Genomic DNA, 16,076 nt, shown 5'->3' on the forward strand with positions numbered 1-16,076 from the left:
CCGCCGTCGACGCGATAGACCGTGGCGCGACGGCCGGCTGGGATGCCCCAGCCGGGATTCGGGCCCGAATCGCCGAGAACCGTCGTACGACGCGGTCAGCGGGCGAGCCGGCCGAGGAGCGAACCGGCGGCGGCGATGCCGACGCACGCGGCGAGAGCGAGTACCGCGACATCGAGGCCGAGGTGGGCCGGCGTGCCGATGAGCAGTCCGCGCAGGGCGTCGACCTCGTAACTCAGCGGATTCGCCTTGCTGATCGCCTGGAGCCAGCCGGGCATCAGCGCGACCGGGTAGAGCGCGTTGGAGGCGAAGAACAGCGGCATGGTGATGGCCTGACCGATCCCCATCAGCCGGTCACGGGTGAGGACGATCCCGGCGATCGACATCGACAGGCAGGAGAAGAACGCCGACGCGAGAACGACCACCACGACCACGCCCAGCAGCCGCAGCGGATTCCAGGTCATGCCGACGCCGAGCGCCGCGGCGATCACGATGACGACCGCCGCCTGGATCACGGCTTTCACCCCGGCGGCGAAGGCCTTGCCGGCCACCAGGGCGGTCCTGGGCGTCGGCGTGACCATGAGCTTGGTGAGGACGCCGGAGTCCCGCTCCCAGATGATCATGATGCCGTAGAAGATCGCGATGAACATGGCGGACTGGGCGATGATCCCGGGCGCCAGGAAGTCGAGATACGGGACGCCGCCGGTGGGGATGGCGTGGATACGGGAGAACGTCTGGCCGAAGATCAGCAGCCAGAGCGCGGGCTGGACGGCGCGGGTGTAGATCTCGGTGCGGTCGTGGCGCAACTTCTGCAGTTCGACGGCGCACATCGCCGCCACCCGTGCGGGGACGACGCGCCAGCCCGTGCGGGCGGGCGGCGGCTCCAGGAGGAGGGCGAAGCGGCCATCGGGCGAGCCCGGTTCAGCCGCGGCGTGATGCGGTGCGACGGGTACGGAGGACATCGTTGAAAGCTCCCTTCTCTCCGGGAGAACCGGGGTCGCCCAGGCCGCTTCCGGAGTGGTACCGGAAGACGTCCTCCAAGGTCGGTGACGGCAGATCCGTATCGCCGGACTCCTCTCGGTGCGCGACCAGTTCGCTCTTGAGCTCGGCGGGCGTGCCGAGCGCGCGCAAGCTGCCCAGATGCATCAGGGCGAGCCGGTCGCAGCGCTGGTCCGCCTCGTCCATGGAGTGGGTGGTGACCAGCACCGTCATCCCGGTGCCGACGCGGATTTCGTTGATGCGGTCCCAGACACTGTCGCGGGCGATCGGGTCCAGACCGATGGTGGGCTCGTCCAGGATCATCAGGCGGGGTGCGCTGACCAGCGCCTGAGCGAGTTCGAGGCGGCGCACCATGCCACCGGAGTACGTGGCGGCGAGCCGGTGCGCCTCGGGACCCAGCCCGACCGCGTCCAGCGCCTGCCCGACACGGGCCGCGCGCTGCCGACGGGGCACGTCGAAGACGCGGGCGAAGAGGGCGACGTTCTCCCGGCCGGTGAGACTGGCGTCGGCCGACAGCTGCTGCGGCACGTAACCGAGCAGACGCCGTACGGCCATCTTCTGCCGGGCCGCGTCGTGGCCGAACACATCGATGACGCCGGGGGGTACAGGCAGCAGCGTGGTGATCGCACGCAGGGTGGTGGTCTTGCCCGCGCCGTTGGGCCCGAGGAGTCCGAAGACCTCGCCGGGGCGGACGAGCAGGTCCAAGCCGTCTACGGCTTTCGAGGTGCCGAAGGAGTAGGTCAGACCGGTGCAGCGGAGGGCGGGAGTCATAGGGTCTCCTCTCCTTCGCGCAGTGACTCGGCGAGTCTGCGCAGTGACGGAAGCGCGGCGGTCAGCGCGGCCCGGTCGGCGGCGTCGAGTTTCGCCACGTGTTCGCGGAAGAGCGCCTCGCGCCGGGCCCGCCAGTCGCGCAGCCGGCCGACGCCCGCCGGGGTCGCGTGGAGGAGCGCGGCCCGCCCGTCGCCGGGGTCCGGCTCCCGCCGCAACAGGCCTTCCGCGACCAGATGGTTGACCAGGGTGGAAACGGAGTTGGGCGCGAGGCAGAGTTCGCGCGCGGCCGCCGAGACCCGAATTCCGGGCCGGGCGGCCACCAGGCGCAGCAGTTCCGCGTGCGCTCCGCGCAGCCGGGGCGTGGGCAGACCGCCCCACAGCCGCCGCCGGGCGAGCCGCTGGATGCGGAGCAGAAGTCCGGCGAGTTCATCGGGGAGATCACCCGCCACCACCCGTCCATTTTACCTCTGTTTGCGACGTATTACGTGGCAGAGCACCGGCGAAGGGGGCCACCGCCGAGCAGTGCGTCAACGGGCCGGGGCGCGGCCGCGCCCCCTGCTACGGCAGGACCGCGAAGTCCACTTCGGACGCGGGCAGCACGCGGATGCTCCGCCCGCCGTCATCTCACCCCTCCGGGAACCGCTCCCCGCACCGGCTGCAGAACACCGGCGCCGGGTCCGGCGAGAGGCGGCCGCACTCGGGGCAGACCCGGTCCAGCATGCAGGGCCCCTCGCCGCCTTCGTGCGCCACCGACGCGTGGACCGACGGCTTGATGGTCAGACCCGGGCGGCGGCGGTGGACGGTCAGGTACGCGAGCCCGTCCGGGCCCGCCGCGAGGGCGCGGCGGGAGGTGCGGGGAAGCCAGACGGCCGTGGTGGGGGTCAGCTCCAGCGTCTCCGTGCCCGTGCCCGTGCGTGCGAGGACCCGGCCGCTGCCCGCGATGACGACGAGGAGGACGTCGAGGATGTCCTCCTGATGCTCACCGACCTCGGCGCCGGGCGGCAGACGCACCAGATTGGCGTCCAACTCACGCCCCTGTTCAGCCAGTTGCCACAGGGCGCCGCGCTCCTCCGGGCCCGCTTCGGTGAGCAGTTCGTCGAGTACGGCCAGGATCCGGGCGGTGGAATTCACGGCAGCCAGGTTACGCCCCGCCGTAGTCTGGCCCCTTTGCCCTCGGACCGGAAGGACACCGCCATGGACCGTGAACCCGACGAGAAGTACCCGCCGATCGAGCCGTACGACCACGGGATGCTCGACGTCGGCGACGGCAACCTCGTGTACTGGGAGGTCTGCGGCAATCCGGACGGCAAGCCCGCGCTCGTCGTCCACGGGGGCCCCGGGTCGGGGTGCGGTGCGTGGGCGCGGCAGTATTTCGACCCGGACCGGTACCGGGTCGTCCTCTTCGACCAGCGGGGCTGCGGGCGCTCGACCCCGCACGCGAGCGACCCCGCCGCCGACATGCGGTACAACACGACCGGCCACCTGATCGCCGACATGGAGCGACTGCGCGTCCACCTGGGGATCGACACGTGGCTGCTGTACGGCGGGTCCTGGGGCTCGACGCTGATCCTGGCGTACGCCGAGGAACATCCGGACCGGGTCTCCGAGATCGTGATCCCGGCCGTCACCACAACCCGGCGCAGCGAGATCGACTGGCTGTACCGGGGCGTAGGGCAGATCTTCCCGGAGGCGTGGGACCTGTTCCTGGCCGGGGTGCCGGAGGCCACGGGCAAGCCGACCCCGGACGTCCTCGCCGCGTACGCCCGGCGGATGGAGAGCCCGGACGCGGAAGTACGGGCGAGGGCGACGGCGGGCTGGTGTGCCTGGGAGGACGCGGTGCTCTCCCACGAGACATACGCGGGGCCGCCCCCGTACAGCGGCAGGCCGGGCAGGGCGCAGCAGGCCCTGGTGCGGATCTGCTCGCACTACTTCTCCAACGGAGCCTGGCTGGAGGAAGGACAGTTGATCCGGAACGCCGGGCGGCTGGCCGGGATCCCCGGGGTGCTGGTGCACGGCCGGCTCGACCTGGGCGGGCCGCTGATCACCGCCTGGGAGCTGGCCCGGGCTTGGCCGGACGCGGAGTTGACCGTGATCGACGGGTCGGGGCATCTGGGCGGCGCGGCGACCAGCCGGGCGGTACTGGAGGCGCTGGACCGGTTCGCGTCGCGCTAGGGCGTGCGGGGGTCGGCACGCAGATCTGCGGCGGGCCGCCTCACCGTGCACGCAGTTGCAGCGGAGCACAGGCCGTGTTGTTCATTTATGAGCGCAGGAGCGATTTTGCAATCATCTATTGACATGCATATGTAACGCGCGTCACAGTCGTCCCGCCAGTGATCCCGACCACGTCGAATCTGGAGTCCTTCATGTCTGAAGTCCCCGCAGTCTCGCGGCGATCGGTTCTCGGAGGGGCGGTGGCCACGGGCGCGATCGCCATCGGCTTCGGAGCCGCCGGGTCCGCCCCCGCGCTCGCCGCGCCGGGCGCTTCCGGTGCGGTCACGGCCTCCGAGCCGCGCCGCACCGCCGGCCAGACCTCCATGATCAACGTGCCGTACGAGGCGCACCGGACCGTCCGGGTCGCCGTCATCGGCCTCGGCAACCGCGGCGCCAGCATGACCCCGGGCTGGTCCGCCGTGCCCGGCTGTCAGGTCACCGCCGTCTGCGACATCCGCGCGGACCGCGCCAAGCGCGTCGCGGACAACCTGGTCAAGGCAGGCAAGCCGCGCCCCGCCGAGTTCGGCGGCTCCGCCGACTCGTACGCCGAGATGCTCAAGCGGGACGACATCGACCTCGTCTACATCGCCACACCCTGGGAGTTCCACTACCCGCAGGGCAAGGCCGCGCTGCTGGCCGGCAAGCACGTCATCGTCGAACTTCCCATCGCCACCCAGCTCGACGAGCTGTGGGACCTGGTCGACACCTGCGAGCGGACCCGACGGCACCTGATGCTCGCCGAGAACTGCTCGTACGGCCGCAACGAGCTGGCCATGCTCAAGATGGCGCACGACGGAGTGTTCGGTGACGTCACGAACGGCCACGGCGGTTACCTGCACGACCTGCGCGCCCTGCTGTTCTCCGACACGTACTACACGGACTCCTGGCGCCGCCTGTGGCACACCCGCAGCATCGCCTCCTTCTACTCGATGCACGGTCTCGCCCCGATCGCCGCGGCGATGGACATCAACCGCGGCGACCGGATGACCACGCTGCGCGCCACCGCGACCGCTCCGAAGGGCCTGGCCGACTACCGCGAGCGCTTCGTCCCCAAGGGCCACCCCTCGTGGAACGAGACCTACATCAATGGCGACCTCGTCACCTGCATGATCGAGACCGCCAACGGCCGGACGATCCGCGCCGAGCACAACGTGAGCGAGCCCCGCCCGTACAGCCGCATCAACAGCCTCGCCGGCAGCCGCGGCATCTTCGAGGACTACGCCGGAGACTCCTCCACCGGTGCTCGGATCTACTTCGAGCCCGACCACGGCGACGACGCCTGGCGGGACTTCGAGTCGTACCGCAAGGAGTTCGACCACTGGCTCTGGAAGAAGATTGGCGACGACGCCGCGAACAACGGCGGCCACGGTGGCATGGACTACGTCATGCAGTGGCGCACCGTGCAGCTGATGCGGGCCGGCCTCGTGCCCGACATCGACGTGTACGACTCGGCGGCCTGGTGCGCGTCGGTGCCGCTGAGCGTCATGTCCCTGGAGAAGGACGGCAAGCCGGTAGCGATCCCGGACTTCACCCGGGGTGCGTGGGTGAACCTCCGTCTCGGCCTCGACTCGCGCATGGTCGAGATGCCGCCCGTGTGACTCCGGCCCACGTCCAGCCCTGCCCCCTGAACCCTGGCCGAGCACTGCCCGAACCGTAAGAGAAGGAGCGAGCATTCATGTCCGTACATGTGACCGCAGCCCGCAGAGCCGCGGCGGCCCTGGCGGTGGCGGCGGCGGCGTTCACCTCCACCCCCGCGAGCGCCGCGCCGCAGGACCCGGCTGCATCCGAGGCGCGCACCCAGGTGACGATCGCCCCCATCGACCTGAACGGCCCTGCCATCTCGGAGGTGAAGGTCACCGTCACCAACGCGGGACCCGAGCGCCTGAGCCGGCTCAATGTCACCTTCAACGGCCCCGCCGGCTGGGCCGTGCAACCCGCGGCGGTCAACGTCGACGGAACGTACAAGCCGGGTGCCACGGCCACGGCGGAGTTCCGGATCCAGGTGCCCGAACAGCGCACGGGGTTCGTCATGCGCACGTTCACGGCCACCGCCACCTACAAGGGAGGCGACGGCCAGGGTGCCGCCACCGGCACGCGGGTCGAGCGCTCCGGCTCCGCGCTGGCTCGCCTCTCCGACGCGTACAACAAGGTCGCCATCACCGACGAGAACGACACCAAGGCCGGTAACTTCGACGGTGAGGGCAACAGCTTCTCCGCGCAGAAGCTCGCCGCGGTCGGGTTGACGCCCGGAGCGTCCGTCAGCGCCCTCGGCGCCCAGCTGACTTGGCCTGCCGCGGCCCCCGGCACCAAGAACAGCGTGTCGAGCACCGGACAGGCCGTGAAGGTCGCCGGAAAGGGCAGCAAGCTGGTCTTCCTCGGCTCCGGCGTCGGCTTCGGGGCCGCCGGCACAGCGACGGTGATCTATGCCGACGGGTCGAGCACCACCGGGTCGATCGGCTTCCCCAACTGGTCGTTCCAGGAGGACACGGCACACGGCGCGACGCTTGTGAAGTCGTCGGACGGCCGCAACCGTCCGGATGGGTACGGCAACGCGGGCATCGCCTACCGGGTCTTCGCGCACTCCATCGCCCTGGACCCGGCCAAGCAGGTCGAACTCGTGGTGCTCCCGGCCAATGCCAGCATCCATCTCTTCGACATCGCGTTGGCTCCGTAACTCCCCTCGAACACCACGTGCGCCGGCCGGCGGAGGACACATCCTCCGCCGGCCGGCGCGGTTGTTGAAGCATCCCCGTTGCCGATGCCGACAGGGGGCACGGCGGCCCGGTCCTCCCCGGGAGGATCTGTGAGCAGCCAAAGGCGTGGCACAGTCTGCGCGGCGGCCACCGAGGTCTGAAGGCGGCGAAGCACCGGGGCTGTACGCAGCTACGTCAACCACGCTCCGCATCAGGCGATTTGACCGTGCGGCGCGCGGCAGCCGACATGAACCGCCTTCTTCTCACAGGCATGCCCCGCCTTCGCGGAAATGCGCTCCGATCCATTGCCATCCAATACCCCTAGGGGGTATGTTTTCTCGCGTTCAGGGATACCCCCCAGGAGTATGTGAGGTGAGTGAGATGTCCGCAACATCGCCGCAGCCGTCCCCGCGCAGATGGTGGGGGCTGGCACTGATCGCCATGGCGCAGTTCATGGTGATCATGGATACGTCCATCATTGGAGTGGCCCTGCCCGAGATGCAGACCGACCTGGGGTTCACCCAAGGCAATCTGTCCTGGGTGTTCAACGCCTACGTCATCGCGTTCGGCGGACTGCTGCTGCTGGGTGGCCGGCTGTCCGATCTCCTGGGCGCCAAGCGGGTATTCAGCGCCGGCTGGGCGGTGTTGGCCGTCGGGTCGCTGATGGCAGGGCTCGCGAACGAGGTGTGGGTGGAGCTGGCCGGGCGCGCCGTGCAGGGCGCCGGCTCGGCGCTGATCGCGCCCTCCGCGCTGACCTTGCTGATGATGCTGTTCGGATCCAACCCGAAGGAGCTGACCAAGGCGTTCGCCCTCTACGGCGCGGCCGCGCCGGCCGGCGGCACGGCAGGCGTCTTCCTGGGCGGCGTCATCACCCAGTACACGAACTGGCCGTGGGTGTTCTACCTCAACATCCCTGTTGCCGTGCTCGCCCTGGTGGCGACTGTGGGCCTGATGCCCTCCGCCCCACCCGCGCGCGGCTCGATCGACATTCTCGGCGCGCTCACCGTCACCGCCGGCCTCGGCGCCATCGTCTACGCGGTGGTCCGTGCTCCCGAGGTCGGCTGGGCAGCGGGCGAGACCTGGCTGGTGATGATCGCAGGAATCGCGCTGACCGGACTGTTCGTCGCTCGTCAGGCCAAGAGCCGTGCACCCCTGATGCGGCTGAGCATCCTGCGCACGCCCAACCTCGCCGGCGCCAACCTCGCGCAGCTGCTGCTGGCCGGGGCGTGGATCCCGATGTGGTTCTTCCTGAACCTCTACCTGCAGCAGGTTCTCGACTTGGGAGCCTTCGCCTCCGGAGCCGCCCTGCTGCCGATGACCGGCGCCGTGATGCTGATGATGATCGTGTTCGCGCCCCGGTTCATGAACCGCTTCGGGCCGCGCACGATGATCGTCTCCGGCATGGTGGCGCTCGCCGCCGGCATGCTGTGGCTGTCCTTCGTCCGCCCCGACGGCTCCTACGCGGTCGACGTGCTGCCCGCCTCACTGCTCGCCGCCGTCGGCATGTCGCTCGCCTTCATCCCCTCCCTCGGCACGGCCATCTCCAGCGCCCGCCCGGAAGAGGGCGGCCTGGCTTCCGGCATCGTCAACACCAGCTACCAGATCGGCTCCGCCCTCGGCCTGGCCGCGATGACCGCCATCGCCGCCTCCCAGGGCGCCGACCAGCTCGGCAACGCATCCGCCCTGACCGACGGATTCTCCGCAGCCTTCCTCGGTGCCTCCGCCATCGCCGCCGCCGGAGCCGCCCTCGCCCTCACAACACTGCGCGCCAAGCAGCCGGCCGCGCAGCCCGAGCCGGAAACGTCCCCCGTCGCCTGACCACCGGCCGACACTCTCACCGCACACGCGATCGGCCGCGAATCCCGCAGGGTTCGCGGCCGATCACTGGCACACGCGCAGGGCCGCCTGGCACACCATTCCGGGTCGGCCCCGGCGGCGGTCCCTGCGGATCACGCAGCCGGAGCGGCACCAGGACCCTTTTCTCGGATCAGGCCGGGCTCCCCGATGGGGCTCGATTCCAAAGAAATGCCCTAGTCGCCGGGGGTGCGGGACGGGCTGTCGGACGGTCATGGAAAGCTGTGCCAACGCCGTGATTCGAACGGCTGCTTGCCACCCCCCGAGCCACCCCCCGTGACACCCCGAGGGATACGACGTGAGATCGCACCGAAAAATTTGGACCACGGCTGCCGTCACAACGGCAGCCGTGGCAGGTTTCGTGGTGTTCCAGAACGTGACCGGCGACTCCGCAGACAACAGTGACAGCAAGGCCGGTCCGGTCAGGACCGACGTACGGAAGACGGAGCTGAAGGTTGCCGCGGACGGCAGTTCCGCGTCGCTCGGCCGACGGGACACCGCACCGTTCAGCATGCTGGGGGTCACCTGGACCGACCCGGCCGCGAAGGTGACGGGAGCGGTCGAGGTACGGACCAGGTCGGTCGCGAACGGCACCTGGACCTCCTGGACGCCGCTGGAGACCGACATCGACGGCCGTATGGAGGCGGGTCCCGGCGTCCGCGGGTCCACCGAACCGCGGTGGGTCGGCCCGTCCAACGGTGTCGAGGTACGCGTCACCGCGGGCGCCAAGGTCTCCGCGAAGCTGCCCGCCGGGCTGCGGCTGGACACCGTCGACCCCGGCAAGGGCTCGTCGCTGCACGCGGCCCCGGCCGCCTTCGCCGTCGAGACCGACGCCCCCACCGACGACCCGTCATCGTCCGACTCCCCCGCGGCCGATCCGACGGACAGCTCGGAACCGAGCCCCACGGCCACGGAGCCCGACACCGCCCCGGCATCCGAGACGCCGTCCGTGACACCTTCCGAGACGGCGACGGACAGCCCCGCGCCCACGCCGAGCAACAGCTCCTCGCCGACCGCGAGCACCTCGCCGTCCGCGTCGCTGCCGCCCGCGCCGCCGTCGACCGTGCCGAAGCCGCCCATCACCTCGCGTGCGGGCTGGGGCGCCGACGAGTCGATCAGCCCGGAGGCGCCGGAATACACGGACACCGTCAAGGCGGTCTTCGTCCACCACACCGCCGGAACCAACACCTACTCGTGCGCCGACTCCGCGGCCGTCGTGCGCAGCGTGTACGCGTACCACGTCAAGAGCAACGGCTGGAAGGACATCGGCTACAACTTCCTGGTCGACAAGTGCGGGACGATCTTCGAGGGCCGTAAGGGCGGGGTGGACCGGCCGGTCTTCGGCGCGCACACCTACGGCTTCAACCGGCAGACGGCCGGCATCGCGGTCCTCGGTACGTACACGGACACGGCCGCCCCGAGCGCGGTGACCACCTCGGTGGCCCGGATCGCCGCGTGGAAGCTCGGCCAGTACAAGGGCGACCCGGCGGGCAGCACCATGCTCACCGCGGGAGCCACCGGCAGCAACCTCGCCGGCACCAAGTTCACCGCCGGTACGCAGTACTCCTTCAAACAGATCTCCGGCCACCGCGACGGCTTCGCGACCGAGTGCCCCGGCACCAAGCTGTACGGGCAGCTGCCCGCGATCCGCAGCCTCGCCGCGGGCCCCGTCACCGGACTGGCCATCAAGTCGGTGACCGGCGCCACGCTCTCCGGGACGTCGTACTACACCAAGTCCGCGATCACGGTCGGCTGGTCGGCGAGCACGCCGAGCGCCTTCATCTCCAAGTACGAGCTGCTGGTCGACGGCAAGAGCGTCGCCAGCACCGCGGGCACCGCCACTTCGGCGAAGGCCACCCTGGGCGCCGGCACGCACACGGTCCAGGTCCGCGCCACCCACCAGTCGGGGAAGACGTCCCTGTCCGCCGCGGCGACCGTGGTCGCCGACCAGACGGCGCCGAGCTTCACCACCAAGCCCAGCCTCGATCTGCGCACCGGCACGGTGGACACCACCGCCGTCCCGCTCACCCTGAAGTGGAAGGCGACCGACACCGCGGCGCTCAAGGAGGTCCGGCTGACCGCGCCGGTCGCCAAGACCTACGGCCCGACCACCACGAGCGCCTCGCACACCGCGAAGTCCGGCGTGGCGACCACGTGGTCCATGAGCGCGTACGACCTCGCGGGCAACACCGCGGCCGCCTCCGTCGCCGGCACCCCGGTCATCCTCCAGGAGACCTCGGCCACGAAGACCGGCACCTGGACGACGAAGTCCTCGTCCTCGTACCTGGGCGGCAAGTCGTACTCCAGCTCCGCCAAGGGCGCAAGCCTGAGCTGGACGTTCACCGGCCGCTCGGCTGCCTGGGTGGTCTCGCGCGCCTCAACGTCCGGTCAGGCGTACGTGTATGTCGACGGTACGAAGGTGGCCACGGTCGACCTGAAGTCGTCCACCACCAAGTACCGCGACGCCCTGTGGACGAAGAGCTGGTCCACCAGCGCCAAGCACACCGTCAAGATCGTCGTCGTCGCCACCTCGGGCCGCCCGGCGGTCACGACGGACGGCCTCGTCTACCTCAAGTAGCCGCTGCGGTCCGCTGACGGACGTACCCGCATGACCTGAGCCCGGCTCCGCGCACCTGTGTCGCAGAGCCGGGCTCAGGCGTTCCGCCGGCCGCGTCGCCTACCAGGCGAAGGCCTCCGGCGACGGACCCTGGCCCGGGAAGATCTCGTCCAGGGACGCGAGCACCTCGTCCGACAGCTCGAGGTCCACCGCGCGCACCGCCGAGTCCAGCTGCTCCCGCGTGCGCGGGCACCTGATGCCCTTGCCTGGAGCGGACTCGAAGCAGTTGGCTTGTGGCCCATGAAGTACACGCAGCTCGGACGCACCGGACTCAAGGTCAGCCGACTTGTCCTCGGCACGATGAACTTCGGTCCGCAGACAGACGAATCAACCAGCCACGGCATCATGGACGCCGCTCTCGACGCGGGTCTGAACTTTGTAGACACGGCCAACGTCTATGGGTGGGGTGAGAACAAGGGCCGTACCGAGGAGATCATCGGCACTTGGTTCGCCCAGGGTGGCGGACGGCGCGACAGGACGGTCCTCGCCACCAAGGTGTACGGGAACATGGCGGGCGACGGGGACGTCTGGCCCAACCACGACCGGCTCTCCGCGGTGAACATCCGCCGGGCCGTCGACGCCTCCCTCAAGCGGCTGCAGACCGACTACATCGACATCTACCAGTTCCATCACATCGACCGGTCGACGCCGTTCGAGGAGATCTGGCAGGCGATCGACGTCCTGGTCCAGCAGGGCAAGATCCTTTACGCGGGGTCGTCCAACTTCCCCGGCTACAAGATCGCCCAGGCCAACGAGACCGCCGCCCGGCACGGCCGGATGGGCCTGGTCAGCGAGCAGTGCCTCTACAACCTCGCTGAGCGCCGCGCCGAGATGGAGGTCATCCCGGCCGCGCAGGACTACGGCCTCGGTGTCATCCCCTGGTCTCCGCTGCACGGAGGACTGCTCGGCGGCGTTCTCAAGAAGGAGGCCACACAGGGGCGCCGGGCGAGCGGCCGCGCTGCCGACGCGCTCAAGGACACCAAGACGCGCGAGCAGATCCAGGCGTACGAGAACCTCCTTGACAAGCACGGCCTGGAGCCCGGTGAAGCGGCGCTCGCCTGGCTGCTGACCCGCCCTGGCGTCACCGGCCCGATCGTCGGCCCACGCACGCAGGAGCAGCTGGACTCGGCGCTGCGCGCCCTGGAGCTAAAGCTGAGCGAGGAGCTGCTGACGTCTCTGGACGAGATCTTCCCCGGCCCCGGACCGTCTCCCGAAGCCTTCGCATGGTGAGGTAGCGGGTCTGTGTGAGGGGCCGTCGCCTTCTGCTTGCGTTCGAAGCGAGTTGGAGGCGGCGGCTTCGCCGTTTCCACTCGGGGTCCACAGGAGCGGTGAGCGTCAGCGATGCGCTGCTGTGCAACCTGGCGTCAAGGTTGCCAGTCGGCAATGTCAAAGAAGTTGACGCCTGCGTCCAGCGCGGCGTCCATGTCTCGTCGCAGCCGGGGTGCGGGTCGTGCCGGTCCCGGAGTGCGGGCACAACATCATGCTGGACAACCCCGAGGCGTTCGCGAGGGGGACCGCCCAGGGGTTGGGGCTCGCCTGACGGGAGCCGGTGCCGGCCGCTCAGCCGCCGAGCGCGGCTGCCACGGCGACGACGGCGAACATCAGCACGAGCACGGCCGCCATGACGCGGTTTCTGGTCTTCGGGTCCACCCGTCGAGCGTAACCGCACCGCTCAGTGTCCCAGCGACCAGGATGCGACCACCTCGTACCGCGGCTGCTCCCCCGGCACCCCGGAGACCGGCAGATTGCTGCGTACGAGAGCGACCTCACCGACCTCCCACGGTGTGCCCTCGAAGGTGTCCAGGGCCTCCAGATAGGGGTGCAGGTCCGCCTCGGCGCGGCTGCGGGCGAGGGTGAGGTGCGGGGTGTAACGGCGGTGCTCGTCCATCGGCACGCCGGCGCGGCGGGCGGCGGCGTCGGCGCGCTCGGCGAGGAGCCTCAGCGTGTCGAGGCCGCCCGCGGCCCCGGCCCACAGCACATGGCCGTCGAACCGGCCGCCGCGGTGGATGCGCAGCGGGAACCGCTCGGTACGACCGGCGGCGCGGGCCAGCCGCTCGTGCAGATCGGGCAGCAGCGCGTCGTCGACCACACCGAGGAAGGCGAGCGTGAAGTGCCACGCGTCGGTTCCGGTCCAGCGCAGGCCACCGGCGCCCGGAAGGGTGTGCAGCGGGGCGACGGCGCGGCGGAGCTCCGCGATGGCGGTGTCGGGCGGCAGGACGGCGACGAACAGTCTCATGCGGCTCATGAACCGAGTGTCGCACCGTAACGGTGTGTCCCGGTCACCGTGCGTATCGTTGCACTACGTGGCTGCCCGCGCCCTCGCGGCAGCGGGGAGGAGCGCCACGATGACCGTCGTAGACACCGACAGGACCGAGATGGCCGAAGAGCGCGACGAGCGGACTCTGGACTCCATGTTCGAGTGGCTCGAGAAGATGCCGGTCCCCGAGGGAATCAAGACCGAGATCGTCGGGGGAAACATCTTCATGTCGCCTCAGCGGAACACCCACTGGGACATCACTGCCGACATTTTCGAGCAACTGCGGGCCACGTATCCACGCAGGCGCGCGATGTCCGACGTGCGGGTCGACTTTCCTGGACACCTGAACGGGTTCGCGGCAGATGTGCTGGCGCTGAGGGAGGACGCCGCGAAGGACAGCAAAGGAAACTGGCTGTTCTCGGGTGTGGAGTTCGTGGCCGAGGTGACCTCGAAGGGCACCGCGATGAACGACTACGGACCGAAGAAGGACGCGTACGCGGCGGCGGGCGTTCCGGTGTACGTGATCGCCGACGGGTACAGCGGCGAGTGCCACGTTTTCCGGAATCCCACGAACGGCGTGTACGGATCGAAGCTGACCGTGCTTTTCGGCACAGACATCGACCTCACCGACACCTCCGCCGGTATCACCCTCAGGACCGACGAGTTCCCACGCGACTGACGTACTCCGCACATGCAGCGGCCCCGACCGGCAGGTTCACCGGTCGGGGCCGTATCACGTCCGTGACGGACCGGCCTCAGGCCGCCGTCGCCAGCTGCTCGCGCGGGACGAACCGCACATGCGGGTGGCCCGGCCGCAGGTCGACCTTGAGGCGCAGGCCGCCGACGCGGGCCAGCATGAAGCCGACGCCGAGCGCGGCCAGCAGCGAGAACGCGCCGCCGACCGCCATGGCGGTCCGGACGCCGTACGCGTCGCTGATCCAGCCCACGATCGGGGCGCCCACCGGCGTACCCCCGACAAAGACCATCATGTACAGGCTCATCACCCGGCCGCGGATGGCCGGGTCGGCCGCCATCTGGACGCTCGTGTTCGCGTGGATGTTGGTCGTCAGGCCGATCATGCCGATCGGGACCAGCAGGATCGCGAAGAGCCAGACGGACGGCGACAGGGACGCGATGATCTCCAGGAGACCGAACGCGGTGCCCGCCGCCACCAGCATCCGCAGCCGCGAGGAGCGGCGGCGGGCGGCGAGCAGGGCGCCGGCCAGGGAGCCGGCCGCCATGAGGATGTTGAAGAACGAGTACATCCCGGCGCCGCCGTGGAAGATCTCGTCCGCGAAGGCGGTGAGCCAGATCGGGAAGTTGAAGCCGAACGTGCCGATGAAGCCGACGAGGACGATCGGCCAGATCAGCTCGGGGCGGCCGGAGACGTAGCGCAGCCCCTCGCGCAGTTGCCCCTTGGCGCGCGGCACGACGACCGCCTTGTGCAGTTCGCTCGTACGCATCATCAGCAGACCGGCGAGCGGGGCGAGGAACGACAGACCGTTGAACATGAACGCCCAGCCGCTGCCGACGGTGGTGATCAGGACACCCGCGACGGCGGGGCCGACGAGCCGGGCGGACTGGAAGTTGGCCGAGTTCAGGCTGACCGCGTTGCGCAGCTGGGCCGGGCCGACCATCTCGGAGACGAACGACTGGCGGGCCGGGTTGTCGACGACCGTGACCATGCCGAGAAGGAAGGCGATCAGGTAGACGTGCCAGACCTGGACGACTCCGGAGAGCGTGAGGACGGCGAGGGCGATGCCGCAGAGGCCGAGCGCGGCCTGGGTGACGAGGAGGAGCTTGCGCTTCGGGAGCCGGTCGGCGATGACGCCGCCGTACAGGCCGAAGAGCAGCATGGGAAGAAACTGGAGGGCCGTGGTGATGCCGACGGCGGCGGCGGACCCGGTGAGGCTCAGGACGAGCCAGTCCTGCGTGATGCGGCTCATCCAGGTACCGGTGTTGGAGATCACGGCGCCCGTGGCGAACAGGCGGTAGTTGCGGATCTTCAGCGACGAGAAGGTCCCGCCGGGCTTGCTCTCGTGGGTGGACGTCGGTGCGGGGGCGGAGTCTGCTCCGGATCCCGTACTCAAAAGGGTTCGCCTCCTCGGCGTGGACTTTTCACTGACTGACGAGGCAGTGACGGCGGTACCGGACCGTGGTCCGGTACCGCCGTCACAGATGGGCGAGCTTCTCCAGGACGGGCGCGGCCTTGCGCAGCGTCTCCCACTCTTCCTCGTCCAGACCCTCGGCGAGGGTGGCCAGCCAGGCGTTCCGCTTGGAGCGGCTCTCCTCGAGCATGGCTTCGGCCTGCTCGGTCTGGCTGACCATCTTCTGGCGACGGTCATCGGGATGCGGTTCCAGTCTGACCAGCCCCTTGGCCTCCAGCAGCGCGACGATGCGGGTCATCGACGGAGGCTGCACGTGCTCCTTGCGGGCCAGCTCACCGGGGGTGGCGGAACCGCAGCGGGCGAGCGTGCCGAGCACCGACATCTCGGTGGGGCTCAGCGACTCGTCGACGCGCTGGTGCTTGAGGCGTCGGCCCAGCAGCATCACGGCGGAACGAAGGGAGCTCACGGCGGCCGCATTGTCGCCGTCGTGGATCAGGTCAGGCATGTTCATTAGGATAACTCATTACCCACTCTAAAGACCATTCGGTGGTACACGCACGCCCGATCAC

General features: G+C 69.8%; 14 protein-coding genes and 2 pseudogenes. 8 read left to right on the top strand and 8 right to left on the bottom strand.

Going from position 1 to position 16,076, the window contains the following annotated elements:
- Positions 1–95 precede the first annotated feature (95 nt).
- From AB0915_RS13575 to AB0915_RS13590, 4 genes are all read right to left on the bottom strand, one after another.
- Positions 96–959 (bottom strand): ABC transporter permease, encoded by an 864-nt coding sequence (locus AB0915_RS13575; protein ID WP_366691234.1) that lies wholly within the window; start codon positions 957–959, stop codon positions 96–98.
- Positions 919–1,767, bottom strand: a complete 849-nt coding sequence (locus AB0915_RS13580) for an ATP-binding cassette domain-containing protein (RefSeq protein WP_366691235.1) — start codon at positions 1,765–1,767, stop codon at positions 919–921. The genes AB0915_RS13575 and AB0915_RS13580 overlap by 41 nt, the downstream gene beginning before the upstream one ends.
- Positions 1,764–2,219 carry a MarR family transcriptional regulator gene (locus AB0915_RS13585; protein WP_366691236.1) on the bottom strand — a complete coding sequence of 152 codons (456 nt, stop codon included), beginning with the start codon at positions 2,217–2,219 and terminating at the stop codon, positions 1,764–1,766. Before AB0915_RS13585 ends, AB0915_RS13580 begins: the two co-directional genes overlap by 4 nt.
- 172 nt (positions 2,220–2,391) lie before the next feature.
- Complete coding sequence (locus AB0915_RS13590) at positions 2,392–2,898, bottom strand: hypothetical protein (RefSeq protein WP_366691237.1); 507 nt, start codon at positions 2,896–2,898, stop codon at positions 2,392–2,394.
- Positions 2,899–2,961: 63 nt separating this feature from the next.
- Between AB0915_RS13590 and pip the strand changes: the two genes are divergently transcribed.
- From pip to AB0915_RS13615, 5 genes are all read left to right on the top strand, one after another.
- The gene (gene pip, locus AB0915_RS13595; protein WP_366691238.1) at positions 2,962–3,939 is read left to right on the top strand and encodes a prolyl aminopeptidase; all 978 of its coding nucleotides are present in this window, start codon (positions 2,962–2,964) and stop codon (positions 3,937–3,939) included.
- 191 nt (positions 3,940–4,130) lie between these two features.
- Positions 4,131–5,576 carry a Gfo/Idh/MocA family oxidoreductase gene (locus AB0915_RS13600; RefSeq protein WP_366691239.1) on the top strand — a complete coding sequence of 482 codons (1,446 nt, stop codon included), beginning with the start codon at positions 4,131–4,133 and terminating at the stop codon, positions 5,574–5,576.
- 77 nt (positions 5,577–5,653) lie between these two features.
- Positions 5,654–6,652: an NEW3 domain-containing protein gene (locus AB0915_RS13605; RefSeq protein WP_366691240.1), complete on the top strand. Its 999-nt coding sequence runs from the start codon at positions 5,654–5,656 to the stop codon at positions 6,650–6,652.
- Between the two features lie 400 nt (positions 6,653–7,052).
- Positions 7,053–8,489, top strand: coding sequence for an MFS transporter (locus AB0915_RS13610; protein ID WP_366691241.1), 1,437 nt, complete (start codon positions 7,053–7,055; stop codon positions 8,487–8,489).
- 334 nt (positions 8,490–8,823) lie between these two features.
- Positions 8,824–11,103 (top strand): N-acetylmuramoyl-L-alanine amidase, encoded by a 2,280-nt coding sequence (locus tag AB0915_RS13615; protein ID WP_366691242.1) that lies wholly within the window; start codon positions 8,824–8,826, stop codon positions 11,101–11,103.
- Between the two features lie 99 nt (positions 11,104–11,202).
- Here AB0915_RS13615 and AB0915_RS13620 read toward each other — a convergent pair.
- A pseudogene (locus AB0915_RS13620) lies at positions 11,203–11,331 on the bottom strand (aldo/keto reductase); the annotation flags it as partial.
- A gap of 51 nt (positions 11,332–11,382) precedes the next feature.
- On the opposite strand from AB0915_RS13620, the gene AB0915_RS13625 reads away from it, so the two are divergent.
- Positions 11,383–12,372: an aldo/keto reductase gene (locus tag AB0915_RS13625; RefSeq protein ID WP_366691243.1), complete on the top strand. Its 990-nt coding sequence runs from the start codon at positions 11,383–11,385 to the stop codon at positions 12,370–12,372.
- Between the two features lie 196 nt (positions 12,373–12,568).
- A pseudogene (locus tag AB0915_RS13630) lies at positions 12,569–12,682 on the top strand (alpha/beta hydrolase); the annotation flags it as partial.
- A 132-nt stretch (positions 12,683–12,814) separates the two neighbouring features.
- On the opposite strand, the gene thpR reads toward AB0915_RS13630, so the two are convergent.
- Positions 12,815–13,378 (bottom strand): RNA 2',3'-cyclic phosphodiesterase, encoded by a 564-nt coding sequence (gene thpR / locus AB0915_RS13635; protein ID WP_366691262.1) that lies wholly within the window; start codon positions 13,376–13,378, stop codon positions 12,815–12,817.
- Between the two features lie 109 nt (positions 13,379–13,487).
- On the opposite strand from thpR, the gene AB0915_RS13640 reads away from it, so the two are divergent.
- Positions 13,488–14,078, top strand: a complete 591-nt coding sequence (locus AB0915_RS13640; protein ID WP_366691244.1) for a Uma2 family endonuclease — start codon at positions 13,488–13,490, stop codon at positions 14,076–14,078.
- A gap of 76 nt (positions 14,079–14,154) precedes the next feature.
- On the opposite strand, the gene AB0915_RS13645 is transcribed toward AB0915_RS13640, so the two are convergent.
- Together AB0915_RS13645 and AB0915_RS13650 are read right to left on the bottom strand one after the other, a co-directional pair.
- On the bottom strand, positions 14,155–15,489 hold the full coding sequence (locus tag AB0915_RS13645) for an MFS transporter (RefSeq protein WP_366691245.1): 1,335 nt from the start codon (positions 15,487–15,489) through the stop codon (positions 14,155–14,157).
- A gap of 82 nt (positions 15,490–15,571) precedes the next feature.
- Positions 15,572–16,012, bottom strand: a complete 441-nt coding sequence (locus AB0915_RS13650) for a MarR family transcriptional regulator (protein WP_366691246.1) — start codon at positions 16,010–16,012, stop codon at positions 15,572–15,574.
- Positions 16,013–16,076 lie beyond the last annotated feature (64 nt).

Source organism: Streptomyces sp. NPDC048411 (assembly GCF_040704695.1).
Taxonomy (GTDB): Bacteria; Actinomycetota; Actinomycetes; order Streptomycetales; family Streptomycetaceae; genus Streptomyces.